16 protein-coding genes are annotated in these 18,550 nt (G+C 58.6%); 5 read left to right on the plus strand and 11 right to left on the minus strand.

Annotated elements, in window-relative coordinates:
- Positions 1-38: 38 nt before the first annotated feature.
- A complete protein-coding gene (gene waaA / locus NTD86_RS21195; RefSeq protein ID WP_262205221.1) occupies positions 39-1,316 on the minus strand; it encodes a lipid IV(A) 3-deoxy-D-manno-octulosonic acid transferase in 1,278 nt (425 codons plus the stop codon).
- Between the two features lie 147 nt (positions 1,317-1,463).
- Here waaA and NTD86_RS21200 point away from each other — a divergent pair, with 147 nt between their 5' ends.
- The 4 genes from NTD86_RS21200 to NTD86_RS21215 all read left to right on the plus strand — a co-directional run bounded on the left by NTD86_RS21200 (position 1,464) and on the right by NTD86_RS21215 (position 4,920).
- On the plus strand, positions 1,464-1,796 hold the full coding sequence (locus tag NTD86_RS21200) for a DMT family transporter (protein ID WP_262205222.1): 333 nt from the start codon (positions 1,464-1,466) through the stop codon (positions 1,794-1,796).
- A gap of 135 nt (positions 1,797-1,931) precedes the next feature.
- Positions 1,932-3,113, plus strand: a complete 1,182-nt coding sequence (locus NTD86_RS21205; RefSeq protein ID WP_262205225.1) for an NAD(P)/FAD-dependent oxidoreductase — start codon at positions 1,932-1,934, stop codon at positions 3,111-3,113.
- A complete protein-coding gene (locus tag NTD86_RS21210) occupies positions 3,110-3,922 on the plus strand; it encodes an aldo/keto reductase (protein WP_262205227.1) in 813 nt (270 codons plus the stop codon). Before NTD86_RS21205 ends, NTD86_RS21210 begins: the two co-directional genes overlap by 4 nt.
- Before the next feature lie 41 nt (positions 3,923-3,963).
- Complete coding sequence (locus NTD86_RS21215) at positions 3,964-4,920, plus strand: metal ABC transporter ATPase (protein ID WP_262205229.1); 957 nt, start codon at positions 3,964-3,966, stop codon at positions 4,918-4,920.
- Between the two features lie 158 nt (positions 4,921-5,078).
- On the opposite strand, the gene hldE is transcribed toward NTD86_RS21215, so the two are convergent.
- The 3 genes from hldE to NTD86_RS21230 all read right to left on the minus strand — a co-directional run bounded on the left by hldE (position 5,079) and on the right by NTD86_RS21230 (position 9,599).
- Positions 5,079-6,500: a bifunctional D-glycero-beta-D-manno-heptose-7-phosphate kinase/D-glycero-beta-D-manno-heptose 1-phosphate adenylyltransferase HldE gene (hldE, locus tag NTD86_RS21220; RefSeq protein ID WP_262205231.1), complete on the minus strand. Its 1,422-nt coding sequence runs from the start codon at positions 6,498-6,500 to the stop codon at positions 5,079-5,081.
- A 108-nt stretch (positions 6,501-6,608) separates the two neighbouring features.
- Positions 6,609-8,417 carry a lipid A export permease/ATP-binding protein MsbA gene (msbA, locus tag NTD86_RS21225; RefSeq protein WP_262205232.1) on the minus strand — a complete coding sequence of 603 codons (1,809 nt, stop codon included), beginning with the start codon at positions 8,415-8,417 and terminating at the stop codon, positions 6,609-6,611.
- A gap of 15 nt (positions 8,418-8,432) precedes the next feature.
- Positions 8,433-9,599 (minus strand): O-antigen ligase family protein, encoded by a 1,167-nt coding sequence (locus NTD86_RS21230; protein WP_262205233.1) that lies wholly within the window; start codon positions 9,597-9,599, stop codon positions 8,433-8,435.
- 137 nt (positions 9,600-9,736) lie between these two features.
- Here NTD86_RS21230 and NTD86_RS21235 point away from each other — a divergent pair, with 137 nt between their 5' ends.
- Positions 9,737-10,294 carry a lipopolysaccharide kinase InaA family protein gene (locus NTD86_RS21235; protein ID WP_262205234.1) on the plus strand — a complete coding sequence of 186 codons (558 nt, stop codon included), beginning with the start codon at positions 9,737-9,739 and terminating at the stop codon, positions 10,292-10,294.
- Here NTD86_RS21235 and NTD86_RS21240 read toward each other — a convergent pair.
- The 7 genes from NTD86_RS21240 to NTD86_RS21270 all read right to left on the minus strand — a co-directional run bounded on the left by NTD86_RS21240 (position 10,291) and on the right by NTD86_RS21270 (position 18,495).
- Positions 10,291-11,391 (minus strand): glycosyltransferase, encoded by a 1,101-nt coding sequence (locus NTD86_RS21240; RefSeq protein ID WP_262205235.1) that lies wholly within the window; start codon positions 11,389-11,391, stop codon positions 10,291-10,293. The two genes, NTD86_RS21235 and NTD86_RS21240, sit on opposite strands and share 4 nt — an antisense overlap.
- 47 nt (positions 11,392-11,438) lie before the next feature.
- Entirely contained in the window at positions 11,439-12,200 is a 762-nt protein-coding gene (locus NTD86_RS21245) for a glycosyltransferase family 2 protein (RefSeq protein WP_262205236.1), read from the minus strand.
- 66 nt (positions 12,201-12,266) lie between these two features.
- Positions 12,267-13,223 carry a glycosyltransferase gene (locus NTD86_RS21250; RefSeq protein WP_262205237.1) on the minus strand — a complete coding sequence of 319 codons (957 nt, stop codon included), beginning with the start codon at positions 13,221-13,223 and terminating at the stop codon, positions 12,267-12,269.
- Entirely contained in the window at positions 13,220-14,644 is a 1,425-nt protein-coding gene (locus NTD86_RS21255; protein WP_262205239.1) for a PIG-L deacetylase family protein, read from the minus strand. Before NTD86_RS21255 ends, NTD86_RS21250 begins: the two co-directional genes overlap by 4 nt.
- Positions 14,645-14,727: 83 nt before the next feature.
- Positions 14,728-15,624: an antimicrobial resistance protein Mig-14 gene (locus NTD86_RS21260; RefSeq protein WP_262205241.1), complete on the minus strand. Its 897-nt coding sequence runs from the start codon at positions 15,622-15,624 to the stop codon at positions 14,728-14,730.
- Complete coding sequence (locus NTD86_RS21265) at positions 15,624-16,754, minus strand: glycosyltransferase (protein ID WP_262205243.1); 1,131 nt, start codon at positions 16,752-16,754, stop codon at positions 15,624-15,626. The genes NTD86_RS21260 and NTD86_RS21265 overlap by 1 nt, the downstream gene beginning before the upstream one ends.
- Positions 16,738-18,495 (minus strand): carbamoyltransferase, encoded by a 1,758-nt coding sequence (locus tag NTD86_RS21270; protein ID WP_262205244.1) that lies wholly within the window; start codon positions 18,493-18,495, stop codon positions 16,738-16,740. The genes NTD86_RS21265 and NTD86_RS21270 overlap by 17 nt, the downstream gene beginning before the upstream one ends.
- Between the last annotated feature and the right edge of the window lie 55 nt (positions 18,496-18,550).

Consider the following 18,550-nt stretch of genomic DNA (forward strand, 5'->3'; position numbering starts at 1 on the left):
TAAACCGCGGCCGAGCAACCCCCGCTCCTACAGGGCCGTCAACGATTGAGCAATCGCCCCAACCCATCCAGCAAGCGCTGCAAGGCGCCCTGGTTAGCGAGCATCACCTTCAAGCCGGCTTCGGCCATCTGCTGCGCGTCTTGCGGCAGTTCGAACAAGCGACGCACCGCTACTGCCAAACCTTGCGCGTCGTCCACTTCTTCCAGCGCTCCGGCGTCACGCAACATCGTCGCGATCTCCAGGAAGTTGAATAGATGCGGCCCACTCAACACCGGTTTGGACAACGCGGCCGGTTCCAACAGGTTATGCCCGCCATTGGGCACCAGGCTGCCGCCCACAAACGCACTGTCGGCCAAGGCATACAAGAAAAGCAACTCGCCCATGGTGTCGCCCAACAGCACCTGCGTCTGCGCATCCACCGGCGTTGCAGCCGAGCGCCGCACCGTGGCAAAACCTTGGCTCTGGCACAGCTCAAATACCGAGTTGAAACGCTCAGGATGGCGCGGTACCAGGATCAACAAGGCATTCGGGTAAATGCCGAGCAATTGCCGATGCGCCGCGAGCACCACTGCGTCTTCACCTTCATGGGTGCTGGCAGCGATCCACACCGGGCGCTCCAGCGCCTGCCATTGCTCACGCAGCGCACGGGCCTTGATCAGCAACTGCGGGTCAATGGTCAGATCGAATTTGATCGAGCCGGTCACTTCTACGCATTCAGGCCGGGCACCCAACTGGCGGAAGCGCTCGGCTTCAGTTTCGGTTTGCACCGCGATCAGGCTCATTTCTTCGAGCATCGGCCGGGTGAGTTTGGCAAACCGCGCGTAGCCTTTGGCTGAACGGGCTGACAGTCGTGCATTGGCCAGCGCCACCGGGATGCCGCGTTTGGCGCACTGGTGAATATGGTTAGGCCACAGCTCGGTTTCCATGATCACGGCCAGCTTGGGTTGCACCCGATCCAGAAAGCGTGCGGCGGCCCACGGCAGGTCATAAGGCAAATAACAGTGCTGAATGCGTGGTTCGTCGGCGAACAGGGCTTGAATACGCTCCGATCCAGTCGGGGTCATGCAGGTCACGGTAATCGGCAGTTGTGGATAACGTTGCAACAACGCCCGGATCATAGGCGCGGCGGCGATACTTTCGCCCACGGACACAGCGTGTACCCAGATCCCGCCCGGCTGCATGGCTGGCAGGTTCAGCGCGAAACGCTCACCGATGCGCTTGGCATATGCCGGGGCCTTGCGTGCCCGCAGCCATAAGCGAATCGCCACCAACGGCAGCCCCAGATGAAACAGCAAGGTGTAGAGAGTTCTATTCATGGGCCCGGAGTTTACTTGAAAACGACCTCCACGATGATGGCACCGAACAGTGCCATTTCAAGGCTTAACAAAAAGCCCCCTACAGACTTTTACAACCTCTAGAATGCCCTGCTGTTAAATTGCCCCACCCACATTCAGGATTGCGCCATGACCGCTTACTACTATTTGGCTATCGCCATTTGCGCCGAAGTGATTGCCACCGTTTCGATGAAAGCGGTCAAGGGTTTCAGTACACCGCTGCCGCTGGTACTGGTGATCGCGGGCTACGTCACGGCGTTCTGGATGCTGACGCTGGTGGTGCGCACCATCCCGGTGGGGGTTGCCTATGCCGTGTGGGCGGGCATGGGCATTGTGATGGTCAGCGTTGCGGCGCTGTTTATCTACGGGCAGAAACTCGACTTGCCGGCCATGATGGGCATGGGCCTGATTGTGCTGGGCGTGGTGGTGATACAGCTGTTTTCGAAAACGGCAGGCCATTGAAGCCGCTGCAAGCGACAAGTTAAAGGCAAGATCAGAAGCGATGTGATCTCTGGCTCTTGATCTTGCCTTTACTTGCAGCTTGCAGCTTGCAGCTTCTCTATACTGCGTCTTTGTCTTTAAACGCTGAGGTCGCCCATGGCATCTGTTATTTCCACCGATGTGCTGATTGTCGGCGCTGGTGTTGCTGGCCTCTGGCTCAATGCTCGCCTGCGTCGTCAGGGTTTTTCGACCGTGCTGGTTGAAGACCAGTCGCTCGGCGGCGCACAGACCTTGAAATCACAGGGCATTATCCACGGCGGCGCCAAGTATGCGCTGCACGGCGCGTTGACCGGCGCTTCCGAAGCCATTGCCGACATGCCGCGTCGCTGGCGCGAAGCCCTAGCCGGCGACGGCGACGGCGAGCTAGACCTGACCGGCGTGCGCCTGCTTTCCGAAGCCCATTACCTGTGGTCGCCCGGCACACTGGCCGGCAACCTGACCAGCTTTTTTGCGAGCAAGGCCGTGCGCGGCCGGGTCGATCAGGTCAAGGGCGATCAATTGCCTCCCGCCCTGCAAAATCCGCGCTTCAAGGGCAAGGTCTATCGTCTGGCCGAGTTGGTGGTGGACGTGCCGAGCCTGGTTGAGCGCCTGGCCGAACTGGCCGGTGACAGCCTGCTGGCAGGTCAAAAGATTGAGCCACTACTTGAAAATGAAAAGCTGATCGGCCTGCGGGTCGATGGCCTGGATATTCTGGCGCAACGCATCGTGTTCAGCGCCGGCCAGGGCAACGCCGAGTTACTGGCCAGCCTCGGCATCAACGTCCCCGCTCAACAGCTGCGCCCCCTGCACATGGTGATGGTCAAAGGTCCTAGCCTTAAGCCGCTGTACGCTCACTGCCTGGGCGGTGGGCCCAAGCCGCGCATTACTGTGACCACGCACCCGGCCGCCAATGGTGAGTGGGTGTGGTACGTGGGCGGCGATATCGCCGAAGCCGAGGGCGTGGCCCGCACCCCAGACGAGCAAATTGCCGAGGCCAAAAAAGAGCTGGGCAACTTGCTGCCGTGGGTCGATTTGAGCCAAGCGCAATGGGCCACCTTGCGGGTTGATCGTGCCGAACCGGCGCAGTCCGGCCTGGTACGCCCAGATAACGCGTTCCTCGCAGATACGGGCCGTTTGCTGGTGGGCTGGCCAACTAAGCTGGCGCTGGCACCGGACTTCTCGGATCGGGTGATCTCGGCGTTGGAACAAGACGGCATCAAGCCGGGCAACCTGCCTGCGCTGCCAGACTTCCCCCGCCCGCCGCTGGGCAAAACCGCTTGGGAGCAATTGCTGCCATGAGCCAGGCAACCCTGCATAACTGTCTTCGCCCGCTGGGCAGCACCGGCCTGCTGGTCTCGCCGCTGGGCCTGGGCACAGTGAAGTTGGGCCGCGACCAAGGGGTGAAATACCCCAGCGGCTTTCAAATCCCGGATGACCACGAAGCCAAGATGCTGCTCAAACTGAGCCGCGACCTGGGTATCAACCTGATCGACACTGCGCCCGCCTATGGCCGTAGCGAAGAACGCCTGGGGCCGCTGTTGCGTGGTCAGCGCAAGGACTGGGTGATCGTCAGCAAAGTCGGCGAAGAGTTCGACAACGGTGTGTCACACCACGACTTCAGCGCCGACCATACCCGGCGCTCGGTGGAGCGCAGCTTGCAGCGCCTGGAAACAGACTTTATCGATCTGGTGCTGGTGCATTCTGACGGCAACGATCTGGCGATTCTCAATGAGAGCGAGGTCTACGCAACCCTGGCCGAGCTCAAGCGCGAAGGTAAAATTCGCGGCTTTGGCTTCTCGGGCAAAACGGTGGAAGGTGGCCTCAAAGCCCTTGAAAACGGCGACTGCGCCATGGTCACCTACAACCTGAATGAGCAAGCTGAAAAACCAGTGATCGACTATGCCGCAGCCCATGGCAAAGCCATTCTGGTGAAAAAGGCTTTGGCCAGTGGCCATGTCTGCCTGAAACCCGGTGTTGACCCGGTGCGCGCCAGCTTCGAATTGGTGTTTGGCCATCACGGGGTTGCGAGTGCTATTGTCGGTACTATCAATCCGCTGCACCTGGCCCATAACGTGGCAATGGTTGCGCAGGTTCTGCGTAGCGCTTAAAGCCGCCGATTCGGCCGACCCCGACGCAAGAAGGAGCCGACATGCCGCGAATGCTGATCCGCAAGAACCCCAGTGACTTCAAAACGTTGCCGTTGTTTGTCGAGGCGACAGCCGAAGGCTTGAGCTATCAAAGTGTCGGCATGCCGCTAAACTTCGCGCAAACCCTGAGCAAACGCCGTCAGGTGAGCGTAAGCGACCCGGAACGCTTCGCACTGGAACTGGCCAACCTTGGCGTGTCGGTGCGTTTGACACTCAATTGGCAAGGCCGCGATTACTGGGTCTTGGTGCGCCAGCGGCGTCAGGACCGCGGCGATGTGGTACTCAAGCTGATCTCGGGCTACGTACCGGCCCACGAGGTCAATTTGCCGCTGCACACGGCGGTCCAGGAAGTGGCCGAAGAGTGCCTGCTGGAAACCCCTGAAGGTTGGCTCGGCGGGCGCTTCAACGACACCTGGCTGCCAGTGCCTTACGCCAGCGCACTGCATTACCGCGAAGCCGTGTCCTTTCGTCTGACGCCCTTTTCCGGCGCGGCCCGCACCGTGCGCTGCGCCAACCAGCCATTGCTTGAGCGACCGCGAGCCTATGTGCACTTGCCCACCGCCTCCCTGCAACTGATCTACGACCTGCGCCTTGAGGTGCCCAGAGAGGCCAAGTCACTGAGCCTGTTTCATGTGGACGAGCGACTGGAGGGCGATCAACTGGTCGCCCGCCTCAACCGCAAGCGCCCAGACCTGTACCTGATGCCGTTGACCGACGGCAAACCGTGCGCCGAGTTGTACACCTTGCACAAGGATCAACTGAAACCGGCCAGCACCCGAGGCTTGTACCTGGCGGAAAGTTTTGCACCGCAGGAAGGCTGGGTCGTGAGCGAGGAGCGTATTCGCTGGAAGGACTGGCTCAGGCAGCAAGGTTTGAGCGCACCCAATAAGGACTCGCGGCTCAAGCGCCTCACGGGCAAGGCACGGCAGATGTTCAGGAAGGTCGTAAAAAAAGCTTGAATCAAAAGCACCCTCACCCTAGCCCTCTCCCGGAGGGAGAGGGAACCGATTGGGGGACGCTTAAGAAATGCTGTGCTCTGTCAGTGAAACGCTGAACCTGAAAGCACCTCGATAGAGCTCCCTCTCCCTCCGGGAGAGGGTTGGGGTGGGCAATGCCTTTACTGCCCGCGGATCTTCTCGACGATAGCCGTGGTCGAGCTGTTTTCTACGAGCCCGAGTACTTTCACCGTCCCGCCATACGCGGTCACGATGTCAGCTCCCACCACTTGGTCGATCCCGTAATCACCGCCCTTGACCAGCACATCCGGCTTGACCTGGGCCAGCAGGTTTTCCGGAGTGCCTTCCGGGAAGCTGATCACCCAGTCCACCGCACCCAGGCCCGCCAGTACCGCCATACGGCGATCCACGCTGTTGATCGGACGCCCGGGACCTTTGAGGCGGCTCACGGAAGCATCGTCGTTCACCGCAACGATCAAACGATCACCTTGCGCCCGCGCTTGCTCCAGATAGGTCACATGGCCGGCGTGCAAGATGTCGAAGCAGCCATTGGTAAAGACGATCTTCTCGTTGTGCGCCCGCGCATCGTCGATGGCCAGCAGCAACTGGTCGAGGCTCAGCACGCCACGCTCGGAGCCTTCCGAGCGCTGAATGGCGCGACGCAGCTCCGGGGCGCTAATGGCCGCCGTGCCCAGCTTGCCCACCACGATACCCGCAGCCAGATTGGCCAGCGCCACGGCGTGAGGCAGCTCTTCACCCGCCGCAATGGCAGCGGCCAAGGTCGAGATCACCGTGTCACCGGCACCGGTCACGTCAAACACTTCTCGTGCACGCGCCGGCAGGTGCATAGCCGGGAAGCCCGGACGCAGCAAGGTCATGCCGTGCTCGCCACGGGTCACCAGCAAGGCGCCCAACTCCAGATCAGCCATCAGCTTGGCGCCCTTGGCCACCAGATCGGCTTCATCGATGCAACCACCCACGATGATTTCGAACTCGCTGAGGTTCGGCGTGATCAGGCTCGCACCGCGGTAAATCGAGAAATCCTTGCCTTTCGGATCGGCCAGCACCGGGATGCCCCGGGCACGCGCAGCCTGAATCAAGACCTGGTGATTTTTCAATGCGCCTTTGCCGTAGTCAGACAGCACCAGCACTTTGATGCCGTCGAGCAGGCTTTCGACTTCATCGCCCAACGCCAGGGCGTCAGTGGCAAAAGGTTCTTCAAAGTCGATACGCAGCAGTTGCTGGTGACGACTCATCACACGCAGTTTGACGATGGTTGGCTGATGCTCAATGCGCTGGAACAACGCACGTACGCCTGCGCCTTCAAGGCTGTTGGCCAGGCTTTCGGCGGCTTCGTCGTTGCCCGTCACACCGACCAGCGAAGCCGGTGCGCCCAAGGCTGCAATGTTCAGGGCAACGTTGGCAGCACCACCCGGACGGTCTTCTATTTGCTCGACCTTGACCACCGGCACGGGCGCCTCAGGGGAAATCCGTGAGGTTCCGCCATGCCAGTAACGGTCGAGCATGACATCGCCTACCACCAAGACTGGGGCTTGATCGAATCGCGGCATGGACAACTTCATGGAGAACCCACATACAAAATGAACAGGGGCGCGATATTAACACAGGGTGAACCCACGTCAGCGCCGTAAGCATCTTGTGGGAGCGAGCACGCCCGCTCCCACCGATATTCAAGCAATATCGCCAGCCAATGGCGCATCCAGGCCCATTGAGTGCAAGCGGGCGTAGTAGCCGTTTTGCGCCAGCAAGTCGGCGTGGGTGCCTCGCTCAACGATCTGGCCCTGATCCATGACCAGAATCAGGTCAGCCTTTTCGATGGTTGACAGACGGTGCGCGATCACTAGCGTTGTACGGCCCTGCATCACGTGATCGAGAGCCGCCTGAATGTGGCGCTCAGACTCGGTATCGAGTGCCGAGGTGGCCTCATCGAGGATCAACAGTGGCGCATTTTTGAGCAACGCGCGGGCGATGGCCAGGCGCTGGCGCTGACCACCCGACAACAGCACGCCGTTTTCACCGACGGGCGTGTCCAAGCCTTTTGGCAACTGCTCGATAAAGTCCATTGCGTAGGCATCACGCGCGGCTTTTTCAATGTCAGCACGCGGCGCTCCGGCCAGATCACCGTAGGCAATGTTGTTGGCAACGGTGTCGCTGAACAGGGTCACGTTCTGGGTCACTTGCGCGATATGACGACGCAGGTTGAGCAGACGGTAGTCTTCGATCTCGACCCCATCGAGCAGGATTTCACCCGATGTGTGGTGATAGAAGCGCGGGATCAGGTTCGCCAGCGTCGACTTGCCGCTACCCGAACGCCCTACCAGCGCCACCATCTGCCCTGGCTCGACCGAGAACGTCACATCCTTGAGGACCTGGCGCTCGGTGTCGGGGTAGGTGAAGTTCAGGTGGCGCACGTCGAGACGACCGCTCACGTGGTCAAGCTCGACCGTGCCAGTGTCGATTTCCGGTTTTTCGTCCAGTTGCTCAAAGATACTTTCAGCACCGGCGACCCCCCTCTGGATGGTCGAACTGACTTCCGACAACTGACGGATCGGCTTGGGCAGCAAGCCAGCCAAAGTGATGTAAGCGATCATGTCACCAGCCGAAGCATCGCCGCGCATGTACAGCACCAGGAACATCAAGATACCCATGGCGACGTAGATGACCAATTGCAGCATCGGGGTATAGATCGCCCCTGTGCGGGTCATGCGCAGTTGCTTGTCGGTGTTGCTCTGGCTGGCCTTCAGGAAACGCTCGCGCTCATATTTCTCGCCGCCAAAGCTTCGAACCACCCGGTAACCCTGAATGGTTTCGGACGCCACGTGGGTCACATCGCCCATGGCCACCTGGATCTTCTTGCTTTGCTTGCGGAATTTTTTGCTGGCCGTACTCACCATCACGGCGATCAGCGGCAGGATCGCCACCATCACCAGCGTCAAACGCCAGTTCATCCACAACAACGAGGCAAACAGGAACACCACCGTCATGCCTTCACGGATCACCACCTTGATCGCATCGGTGGCAGCACCGGTGACCATGGTTACGTTAAAGGTGATCCGGGAGATCAAGTGCCCCGAGTTGTGCTTGTCGAAATAGCGGTTAGGCAGCACCAGCAGGTTGTTGAACAACTGAACCCGCAGATCATGCACCAGCCCCAGCGAGACCTTGGCCAGGAAGTAGTTACCCAGGAAGGAGCCCAGCCCCTGCCAGGCCGCGATCAATACAATCAATATAGGCACGGTCTGCAGCAGGCGCATGTCACGCAGGTAAGGCACGTTCGGAAACAGCACTGCATCCGGGTTGGACAAGCCGTCGACAAAATACTTGAGGATGTAACCAAGCATCGGTTGAGTCGAAGCGAAGATCAGGAAACCGACAATACTCAGCAGGAAAAGGCCGATGTAGGGTTTCACATAACTCAAGAGCCGGAAGTAGATTTTCAGGCTTGAACTCTGTCCTTCTTCGGACGGTGAATCACTCATCGTAGAGCTCACTGATTAAGGAAAACGCGAAATTTTATCACAGGCTTTACCCTGCGCCGTCTTGAACGACAAAAGAGTCGCCACGGCAATGGGCAGCCAGGTGATAAACCATTCGGCACGCGGGGTATCGAGCAAACTGGCCGCATCAAACTGCATAGCCACAGTCGAAAATACCCACATGCCCACCAATCCCTGGCCCAGTAAAGAGGCGCGTGCGCGCCAGCCATATACCAATATCGAAAACCAGGCGATGCTCCACAACAGCAAACCTGGCAAGCCCAGACTGATCGCCACACTGGTGAACAGGTTGTGCGAATGATCAAACATAATCCCCAGCGCCGGCACACCAAATGGCGCCTCAAGCCCCAGGCCGAGCCATGGATGCGCCTTGATCATCTGGATGCTGGACATAAATAGCTCGGGCCGATAAGACGAACCGCGCGACATCATTTGCGCCTGCATGCACCAAAACACGATCCCGGCGCCAAGCAGCCCGGCCACTGAGATCACCACGGTCTGACGATTACAACGCCAAAGCGGCATGGCCAGCACCGTAACCAATAGCGCCACTGCCGCCCCCCGGCTCTGGGTCAAGACCACAAAGGCGCCTAACAACGCAAGCGCGACCCACCACAAGGCTTTGATCCCACCCTCGCGGGGCATCCAGTGCAACATCCAGACGCCGGCGATACCCACTGCATAAGCGCCCAAAATGGGGTGCGCCAACTCGCCCAGGCCTTCCAGACGATCCATCAAGGGGTGCGCGTCAATGAAATAGAAACGCACTATCGCCGCTGCCGCCATGACTGCCAGCCCTAGCCCGCCCCACTGCAGCAGACACACCACGCGTTCAGGACGGCCATTGGCCAGAATCGGCAATGACACCACAAACAGGACGATATAGAGCAATTGTTTGGCATGACTCGGGGGCTGGCCACTCCAGCTCAAGCTGAGGGTGGCCCACGCGGCCAAACTGATAAGTGCCAGGCACAGTGCTCTTTGCGCGTGCCAGACCTGCGCCAAGACAGAGCGTGCAGACCAGGCCACCAGCAGAGTCGGCAACCAGACAAGCAACACCAGACCCTGCTGATAAATTTTGTTGGTAGGAGCAAAGGCAATCGCCAACATGAACCACAGCACGCCGCAGGTCATAAGGGTCTGAGCCCAACGACTTTCGTACATCATCCCGCTCCTAAATCGTCTACCCGGCCAACCTGGCATGGTTAAAGCGCCACTTTTTCGGCATCATTACGTGTCTGACTGCTCGCAAGGGTTCTACGATGCAATGCTCACGGCTTCCACAAGCCGCTTTAAATCAAATGATTGAAGGCGCCAAAATTCTTGAGGCGGACAGTTATGGTGCAAAAGTCTACCTGCTGCAAGACGGGAATATACTGAAACTGTTCCGTCGCAAGCGTCTTCTGTCGTCTGCCTTGCTACGCCCCTATTCAAAACGTTTTATCGACAACGCGACGCAACTCGAGAAGCTCGGTATTCCCACCCTCAAGGTGCTGGCGTTTTACCGCCTGGAAAAACCCGGCATGACCGCGGTGCTGTATCGCCCGCTGCCCGGTGAAACCCTGCGTCAGATTGCAGAAAAAAACGGTTTTAACTGGAAAGAAAATCTGCCGAAGCTTATCGATCTGATTCGCAGATTGCACGCGGCCGGTATTTACTTCCGCTCTCTGCACTTGGGCAACATAGTGGTAACCCCCGAGAACGCGTGGGGTTTGATTGATGTCGCCGACATGAGTTTCGTTAAGGCGCCACTGTCTAAAAAATTGGTTCAGCGCAACCTGCAACACTTCTTGCGTTACATCGAGCGCGAGAGCCTCAGCGATAATTTCCCCGCCCAAGCCCTCAAAGACGCTTTTTAAAGGCCTGACAACACCGTGGTACATGCCTGCCTGAAACGTAGCCAGGCATGTTCCGGATCTAGGCTTGCGTGCTGGCGCGCAGCCACTTCTGCTGTCGACAGCGCGTCGCTGGCTTCAATCGCCCGTGTCCATGCCGACTCATCGCCGACCGTTACGTAGTTGCCCGCCTCGCCCAACTGCTCGTAAAACACGGGCAGGTCACTGGCCAGTATCGGCACGCCAGCAATGACGGCTTCTTGGACGACCAGGCCCAGGCCTTCTGCCCGTGACGGTATCAGCACCCAGTCAAATGCCCGATACAGGCTGGTCACGTTGTCGACATAGCCCGGCAACATGACGTTGCCTTGTAGCCCGAGCGCATTGACCTGCGCCTCCAGCTCAGCGCGCATGACCCCTTCACCGATGATCAGCAGCAGTCGATCGGGATGGGTAACGAGGGTTTTGGCGAAGGCGCTGAGCAAGGTGTCAAAGCCCTTGGAATCAACCAGCCGGCCTACGGCACCGAACACCTTATGAATGTGCGCAGGAATGCCCAGTTGCTGGCGCGCCTGATCACGGGGCAATAACTGCTGCTCAAATACTTGCGGGTTGAGCATGCTGCTCAGCGTGAACACCGGCAACTTAACATCGGCCGAAATGGAGTCTGCGAGGGTTTGCGAGACAGCGCATAAGGTCAGTTGCGCACTCGAGAACTGACGTAGCAGCCTGACATCCTTGCATTGCAAACGGGTGGAGCCGTGAAACATCACCACCGCCCGTACCTGCGGCAGTGCACGCAATGCAGGCAACAGCACCCGAGCCACGCCCAGCCCATCAATCAGCACCTGCCGGGCATCATTTTTGAGCAGAGCCTTGCGAAAAAAACTATTACGCCAAGGGCGCGATAACGCCCAGATGCCGCGCCCTTTTAAAAAGCGCGATGACAATTTCAAAGCCTCAACCTGCCCGAGCTCCTGCAGGCAAACCGGGGCAGAGTGCTGTAATAGCCAGGTCTTTACCGGAGTGCCCAGTGCAGCCTGAGAGAGGATTTGCTGGTGAACCTTGTGTACAGACGCATAAGGAGAACCGCCTGACCACATCACATTAATGATGCTCATCACACGCTTCCTCGCCGTTCAATCATCACCATTCAAACCTGTACCTGCTAACTGATAAGGACGCCTATTAACACGCCCACCAACAACGTAACGAACAACTTGACCCGCTCACGACGGCCGCGACGCAACTTGCGCTGGCGCTCTTCAGGCAGCTCGACATGATTGCCAAAGCCTGTGTGTAACACCGCATCAGCCTCTAGTGCCACCGCTTGCAGATTAAGTTCTGCATAGCGCTTGGATAGCGATTTTTCGCCACCATGACTGCTAAAAGGCGCACACAACAAATATTCTTTGTAACGGCGTAATCCAGGGTTGAGCGAAAAGCTCTGCCAGTCAGGTTTATCCGACAGCACCGGGTAGCACGCAACGCCTCCAATTACTTCTCGCTTACCGTAATGTAGGTAAGGGCTGTGAATTCGCAAGTCGTGAGCGTAGCTGCGTAGCCAGACCTGCAAAATCTCCGGCTTGTTCTCCAGAATGACTCTTGAGTCTTCGACAAAGCCCGGACGATAAAACTCCCAATCGTCCTCACAATGAAAAATGTAAGTCGTGCTGACTTTAGAGTAGGCCAGATCAATGGAGGCCAACTGCCCCAGCTTCGGTTTATTCACGAAAACCGTGCAGTGCTCAAGCCAGTTGGGCGGAATGGCCTCGCGTACGGCCTCATCGCCCGAGTCTTCTGTAATAAAGACTTCACGAATGGGGGCGGTATTGAACCGGTCAAAGCTTTCGAGCGTCAGCTTGAGCAGGTCAAGACGGCCGCAGCTGGTCACAACCAGGGTGATGTCACTTTCTTGGCAGAACCGCACGGTTCGCCTCCTCTCATTAATAGTTTCAGTCCATTGGGTATCACCACGATTGAGCCGGTGGCTGTTTTAAACCCCCAGTTTCAATCGCACCCGATCAACCCAGGACAAGGGCGGATGCGGACGTAGTACCGGTTGCAGCTCTTCAACAATGCGCTGGCCAATTCGGCCGAAGCTGTACTGTGACACCGCAAGATCACGACCACGAAGAGCGATATCGGCAGCCAGTTGCGGATCATTACGCAGTTGTTGCAGTTTTCTTTGCAGCTCTGAAATGTCGCGATAAAAAACAATGTTGTGCATGTCGATAAAGCCCAACGCACGGTTTTCGGCTTCACCCTGATCAAACGCCAGGAGTACACAACCGCAGGCCATCGCTTCAAAGTTTTTGATCATGTATTCACCCATACCCACGTCCGCGCTGACAAAAAAACGGATGCGGTTAAGGGTGTCCCGGTAGTCATCACCGGACTTGGTGCGCGTCACCACCAGCGGTTCTACGCTGGCCAACTCGTCGAGCAATGCTTTGCGGCCACTGTAAGCCACGCTGTTGGTACTGCCAACAAACGCCAGCTCAATGTCGCGCTCACGACCCAGGTCATGCAACAGAGTCTGGTCGTAGCCCTTGGGCACGAAAACGGCGTCAAACCCCTCTTCGCGCAAGCGCTCGGTGACCATGAAACCCGAAGTGATCACACGGGCCCACGGCAATTGCCGGTAATGAGCGCTGAATTTACCGGTGTATTTGCATTCGATGTAATTCTGATACGCATCGTGCTCAAGGATGACCAGGTTGGGCACGGTACGGATAAAGCCGACCTGGCGGATTTCTTGTTTAAAACGCAAGAAAAACACGATGCGGTCATAACGCGAAACGTCTACTTCGCGGCGAAAGTAGCCGCGCAAGTTGCGCTGTTCGGCACTGCTCAGCCAGCGTGTATCGCACTCGCAATGCGCTGAGATGCCGTCATACAAGCGATCCAGAATGGCCCGCTGCTCTTTCTGTACTAGAAATAGAACTCTCATGGGTTTCCTTGCGACGCCTTGAGGCGCCAGAGCAGCTCATGCCGTCGAACTGCTTTACGAAAATATTCATTCTCGCCATAAGGCGATGGCCGTCTGCCCGCCAGCAGCGCCTGGATTGACCTGCGTAGCCTGCGCTTTAGAGCAGCACGCGGCTGCAAATCATGCATCATGCCCAACGCCATGGCCTTGTCACGCTGCTGTTGCAACGTCAGCGGCAAACTGCATGGATACACGCTGAGCGAAGCATCGAACACCGGCGGCAAGGCAACCCCGTCACCACTGTTGCCCATTGGCCAGCGGTCATTGTCGTGCAGGTGGTTCGCGTAGCCCAAAATCGTCGTCGGCTGCCACTCAAGCCCTTGCAGAGCCTCAAGCACTGCGGCTTGTGCACAGATATGGTCGGGGTGTGGGTCCAGCGAGGGATGCGGCAACACAATGACCTCAGGACGGGCACGCAGGATCAGCGCGCGCAAATCCGCCAGCAGGTTATTCCAGGTCGGCGCTCCGTCGCTATCGCCGGGCAGCGGGAACGGATTGAGTTGGCGAAATAATCGGGTATCACTCAAATCAGCCTCGCGTGAGGCAATCGGCTGATCGGGGGCGGCCTGCATGGCTGGCAGTTGCAGGCAGAAATAACCCAGTTGCGCGCACTGCGCTTCAGGCACACCAGCCCAACGCGGTACCGCCAGGCTGTCCCATGCGCGCAACCGACCTTTGAGGCGTGCGGCTTCGGCTCGCTCGAGGCCCATCTGCTGATAATGCTCGGCTTCGATTTCGCCGGCGGTCAGGGTGACGATCCACGCCTCTTTGGCCTGGCTGTACAACCCAAAAGCCGCCAGCTCGGCATCGTCGGCATGGGGGGCGATCACCATCACCCGCTGCTCGCGATAATCCGCGTGACGAAAAACCCACAACTGCGGCTGCCCCGACACACGGCAATGACGCCCCTTGAGGCGCAATTCACCACGGCCCAATGCATCAGCCTGCTCACTCAAATTCAAATAACGCAGCCCGTCGACCCCGCGCTCGAAAGCCTGCTGGTCGGGATGTTCGCCGCCGAGCAACTGAACGCTCGGGTCAATCAAGCGTCCCAGCCCACGACTGCTGACCTTGATGGCCAGGACCAGGGTTTCATTGCCCGTGAGGCTCAACGGTTGCTCGAGCACCAGGCGCTCACCGTCAAGACGCACGCCAAGGCGCTCGCCGTCTGGGTCGAAGGCATACTGGTAGTCATCGTGAGGGGAATAGAAAAGATGGTCCGCGAACCAGGCCTCATGAGCCACCCAGCCCAGCACCGCCAGGACCAGCGGCACCCACCAGGCCAGCACGAACCCGCTGACAATCAGCACTAGCAGACCGATCAGCAAGCCCAGTCGTTTATTGCGCCGATGACGCTTGAGAAGTTGCTGTTTGCGGCTCATGTTTTCTCCTGTAGGAGCGGGCTTGCTAGCAGTCTTTCGAGCGTTTAAAGATCGCGAACAAGCTCACGCCTACAACGGATCGTTTACGTTTTAAAGACCGGTACCGGGTTGCACCAACGCTCTTTGTATTCGCGGTCGGCGCGGCCGAACGAGAAACGCAAAGGCTTGCTGACGCTGCGCGCCTGCTCCCAGGCCGACTGGGTATTGAGAAAGCTCAACACACTGCCAGGGCTGAAATCGCGGGTTTGCGGATCAACGCCCCCATTGACGTACTCAACGCTGATCCACTCGGGAGATTCAACGCGGTACACCAACTGAATGGCAATAGGTGCATCGTTTAAAAAGATGACAGAACCGATCAACAGCTCACGCAACAGTTCGACAACATCGGCCATGCGCTCGGCACCGGTGGCCACAAAGCCCCAGCGACGCATGAACAGATCACAGTAGATAGCCGCCAGCTCGCTGCTGGAAAATTCCGTCACCGGACGCACCACGCCCCCCGCCTCTTCCAGAAGACGCAATTCGCGGCGCTGGTTGTAGCGGAATTTTTTCGACAGCTCTTCGGGTGTTCGCGCCATGGCCAACTGTTCGGGCTGCTGAATCAGGGTGCTGAAACGGCCTTCGTTGAGCTGCGAGAGGTAACGGCCACGGTGGCGCAAAGGCACATTGGCATCCGCCGCTGCAGGCAGGATGATCTCGGCATTACCGAGGTCGAACAGGCCTTTTTTGCCGGCACGCTTGAGCACGTCCTTGGACAACGCCAAGTCGCGGCCCCAAGTCGGGATCGCGGCTTTCACCTCGCCATTCTGCTCCCAGGCCAGATACCGCACCGGGATGCCCGCCAATTGGGCCAAACGCTCAACCACCATAGGGTGCGTGGCGACACTGCCCCCAAAGCGCTGCCAGGCGGCCGCATAAACGCTCGCGTCAACAACACACCAGCCGCGCTCACGCCAGCCTTGGAAAAAGTTCAGCATCAGGCCTCCGCAGTCAGGTCGGTGACTTGCGGCAGTTGCCAAAACCGATCATGCACGGCCTGGTCGCTGAAACGCTCTTGCAGGCGCGCCAGCATCAGGTCTGCACAGGCATGGCGCTGCTCATCGGTGAGGGTCGACAGGTGCTTGATGCCTTGGGCCAGAGGCTCGACATCGCCCAGCGGGAACAGGATCCCCACGCCCTCGACCACCTCCTTGGCACCACCGCAGGCAGTGGCCAGCAACGGCACACCAGCGGCCATGGCCTCCAGCAGTACCATGCCGAACGGCTCGTGATCGGAACTGAGGGCAAACACATCAAACGCCCGAAAATACCGGCGTGCGTCTGGTACCTGCCCCAGGAATTTCACTTGCCGGGCAATGCCCAGCTCTTCGGCCAGTTGCTTGAGGTCGTGTTCCAGACGACCCTTGCCGAGAATCACCAACTGGCTATCGGCCGGTAACTCCGGCAGTGCGCTGGCAAAGCCTTTGATCAACGTGGCCTGGTCTTTGTCCGGATGCAGACGTCCGACGTTACCGACGATAAAACCATCAATGGACAACCCCAGCGCCTCACGCGCCTGGGTGCCCGGCAGTTGGCTGGCTTGCACGGCCTGGATATCGATGCGGTTGTACAGCGTACTGATGCGCCCGGTCGGCCACTTGGGCAGGCACTGGCGCATGTCGTCGCGCACCGCGTCAGACACACCGAGCAGGCTCAGGCGTTTACGAAACAGGTTAGCGAACAGTTTGCGGCTGCCACGCTGGTAGTCGCCAAACGCGTGATGCACGCCGATCACCGGCAAACCGGTGGCCAACAAAGCGATATAAATCGGCTTGAAGCGGTGTGCAATGCAGAAACTGAAAGGCCGCGACGCTGCGATTTTACGCAGCTTCGCGATAGCGCCCAGCTTGAGGCCACGAATGGCCTTGGAGCTGAACTCCATGAACAGCACTTCGTCCGACGCACAGCCTGCGGCGACTTCGGGGTCGGCTGCCCCGGTCAAAAAGACCGTGGTGACCTTGTACCCGCTGCCGGCAAACAGGCTGGCGTACTGGCGCGCGCAGTCCAGAAACGGCCCGTCATAGCCGTGGCAGAACTGCAGCACATGACGCTCAGTCGAGCGATTCATAACGCTCGGCGCCTTCTTTAACCACCAGGATGTCTTCCATGATCAGGTACTGCAGATCCGAGCCAAAGAACATGTTCAGCGCGTCAGTCGGAGAGCACACCATCGGCTCACCGCGACGGTTGAGCGAGGTGTTCAACGACACACCGTTGCCGGTCAGCACCTCAAGGGCCTTCATCATGTCGTAGTAGCGCGGGTTGTATTCGCGCTTGAGCACCTGGGCACGGGACGTGCCGTCTTCGTGCACAACCTCCGGCACGCGGGTTTTCCACTCTTCAGCCACTTCAAAGGTGAAGGTCATGAAAGGTGCCGGGTGGTCGACCTTGATCATCTGCGGGCCCACGGTGTCGAGCATCGACGGGCAGAAAGGCCTCCAGCGCTCACGGAACTTGATCTGTTCGTTGATCCGGTCAGCCACGCCCACGCTGCTTGGGCAACCGATGATCGAACGACCACCCAGGGCACGCGGACCGAACTCCATGCGGCCCTGGAACCAGGCCACCGGGTTGCCGTCCACCATGATCTTGGCGATTTTCTCAGGGGTACCGTCGATTTTGCGCCAGGCCGGTTTGCCCGGGTGACGGGCACATGCGGCGATCACGTCTTCGTTGCTGTACGCAGGGCCGAGGTAGACGTGTTCCATCTTCTCGACCGGTACGCCGCGCGCCTCGGACACATAGGCCGCCGCGCCCACTGCGGTACCGGCATCGCCGGACGCCGGTTGCACGAACAGCTCTTTGACCTCAGGGCGAGCGATGATTTTCTGGTTCAGCTTCACGTTCAACGCGCAGCCGCCCGCAAACGCCAGCTTGCCGGTTTCCTTGAGGATGTCGCCCAGGTAGTAGTCGATCATCTGCAGCGCCAGCTTTTCAAACAGCGCTTGCATACTGGCGGCATAGTGGATGTAAGGCTCGTCGGCGATATCGCCTTCACGCTTTGGCCCCAGCCATTCGATCAGTTTTGGCGAGAAGTAGAAGCCCTTGCCCTTCTCTTTATAACGGCGCAGGCCGATGACGTTGGCGTACTCGGTGTTGATCACCAGTTCGCCGTTTTCAAACGAGGCCAGGCGCGAAAAATCGTATTTGCTGGCGTCGCCGTACGGCGCCATGCCCATGACCTTGAACTCGCCGTCGAGCATCTCGAAACCGAGGAACTCGGTGATCGCGCCATACAGGCCGCCGAGGGAGTCCGGGTCGAAGAATTCCTTGATCTTGGTGATCTTGCCGTTCTCGCCATAACCGAAAAAGGTCGTAGCGTACTCGCCTTTGCCATCAATGCCCAGAATCGCGGTTTTCTCTTTGAAACCCGAGCAGTGGTAGGCGCTGGAAGCGTGCGCAAGGTGGTGTTCAACCGGCTCGATCTTGATTTTCTTCGGATCAAAACCCAGTTGCTGCAGGCAGAACACAATCTTGTTGCGATAGCGTTTGTAGCGACGGTTGCCCATCAGAATCGCGTCAAGGGCGCGATCCGGGGCATACCAGTAACGCTTGGCGTAGTGCCAGCGGGCCTTGCCGAACAAGCTGATTGGAGCGAATGGGATCGCAACCACATCAACGTCGGAAGGTTTGATACCCGCTTGCTCAAGGCAGAATTTTGCGGACTCGTACGGCATGCGGTTCTTTGCATGCTTGTCGCGCACAAAGCGTTCTTCCTCAGCCGCTGCGACCAGCTTGCCATCGATATAGAGGGCTGCGGAGGGATCATGGCTAAGGGCGCCGGACAGGCCAAGGATCGTCAATGCCACTGGATTAGCCTCTTAAAAATGCAGGCAGGCGGCGGGCGCCTGAAAAAAGGGTGTA

This window comes from Pseudomonas sp. 7P_10.2_Bac1, assembly GCF_025465935.1.
Taxonomy (GTDB): domain Bacteria; phylum Pseudomonadota; class Gammaproteobacteria; order Pseudomonadales; family Pseudomonadaceae; genus Aquipseudomonas.

Coding starts and splice junctions, on each gene's coding strand:
- hldE (WP_262205231.1), bottom strand. CDS start 6,500: ATGAAGTTGTCCATGCCGCGATTCGATCAAGCCCCAGTCTTGGTGGTA.
- NTD86_RS21215 (WP_262205229.1), top strand. CDS start 3,964: ATGCCGCGAATGCTGATCCGCAAGAACCCCAGTGACTTCAAAACGTTG.
- NTD86_RS21210 (WP_262205227.1), top strand. CDS start 3,110: ATGAGCCAGGCAACCCTGCATAACTGTCTTCGCCCGCTGGGCAGCACC.
- NTD86_RS21230 (WP_262205233.1), bottom strand. CDS start 9,599: ATGTACGAAAGTCGTTGGGCTCAGACCCTTATGACCTGCGGCGTGCTG.
- NTD86_RS21240 (WP_262205235.1), bottom strand. CDS start 11,391: ATGAGCATCATTAATGTGATGTGGTCAGGCGGTTCTCCTTATGCGTCT.
- waaA (WP_262205221.1), bottom strand. CDS start 1,316: ATGAATAGAACTCTCTACACCTTGCTGTTTCATCTGGGGCTGCCGTTG.
- NTD86_RS21200 (WP_262205222.1), top strand. CDS start 1,464: ATGACCGCTTACTACTATTTGGCTATCGCCATTTGCGCCGAAGTGATT.
- NTD86_RS21260 (WP_262205241.1), bottom strand. CDS start 15,624: ATGCTGAACTTTTTCCAAGGCTGGCGTGAGCGCGGCTGGTGTGTTGTT.
- msbA (WP_262205232.1), bottom strand. CDS start 8,417: ATGAGTGATTCACCGTCCGAAGAAGGACAGAGTTCAAGCCTGAAAATC.
- NTD86_RS21205 (WP_262205225.1), top strand. CDS start 1,932: ATGGCATCTGTTATTTCCACCGATGTGCTGATTGTCGGCGCTGGTGTT.
- NTD86_RS21255 (WP_262205239.1), bottom strand. CDS start 14,644: ATGAGCCGCAAACAGCAACTTCTCAAGCGTCATCGGCGCAATAAACGA.
- NTD86_RS21250 (WP_262205237.1), bottom strand. CDS start 13,223: ATGAGAGTTCTATTTCTAGTACAGAAAGAGCAGCGGGCCATTCTGGAT.
- NTD86_RS21265 (WP_262205243.1), bottom strand. CDS start 16,754: ATGAATCGCTCGACTGAGCGTCATGTGCTGCAGTTCTGCCACGGCTAT.
- NTD86_RS21235 (WP_262205234.1), top strand. CDS start 9,737: ATGATTGAAGGCGCCAAAATTCTTGAGGCGGACAGTTATGGTGCAAAA.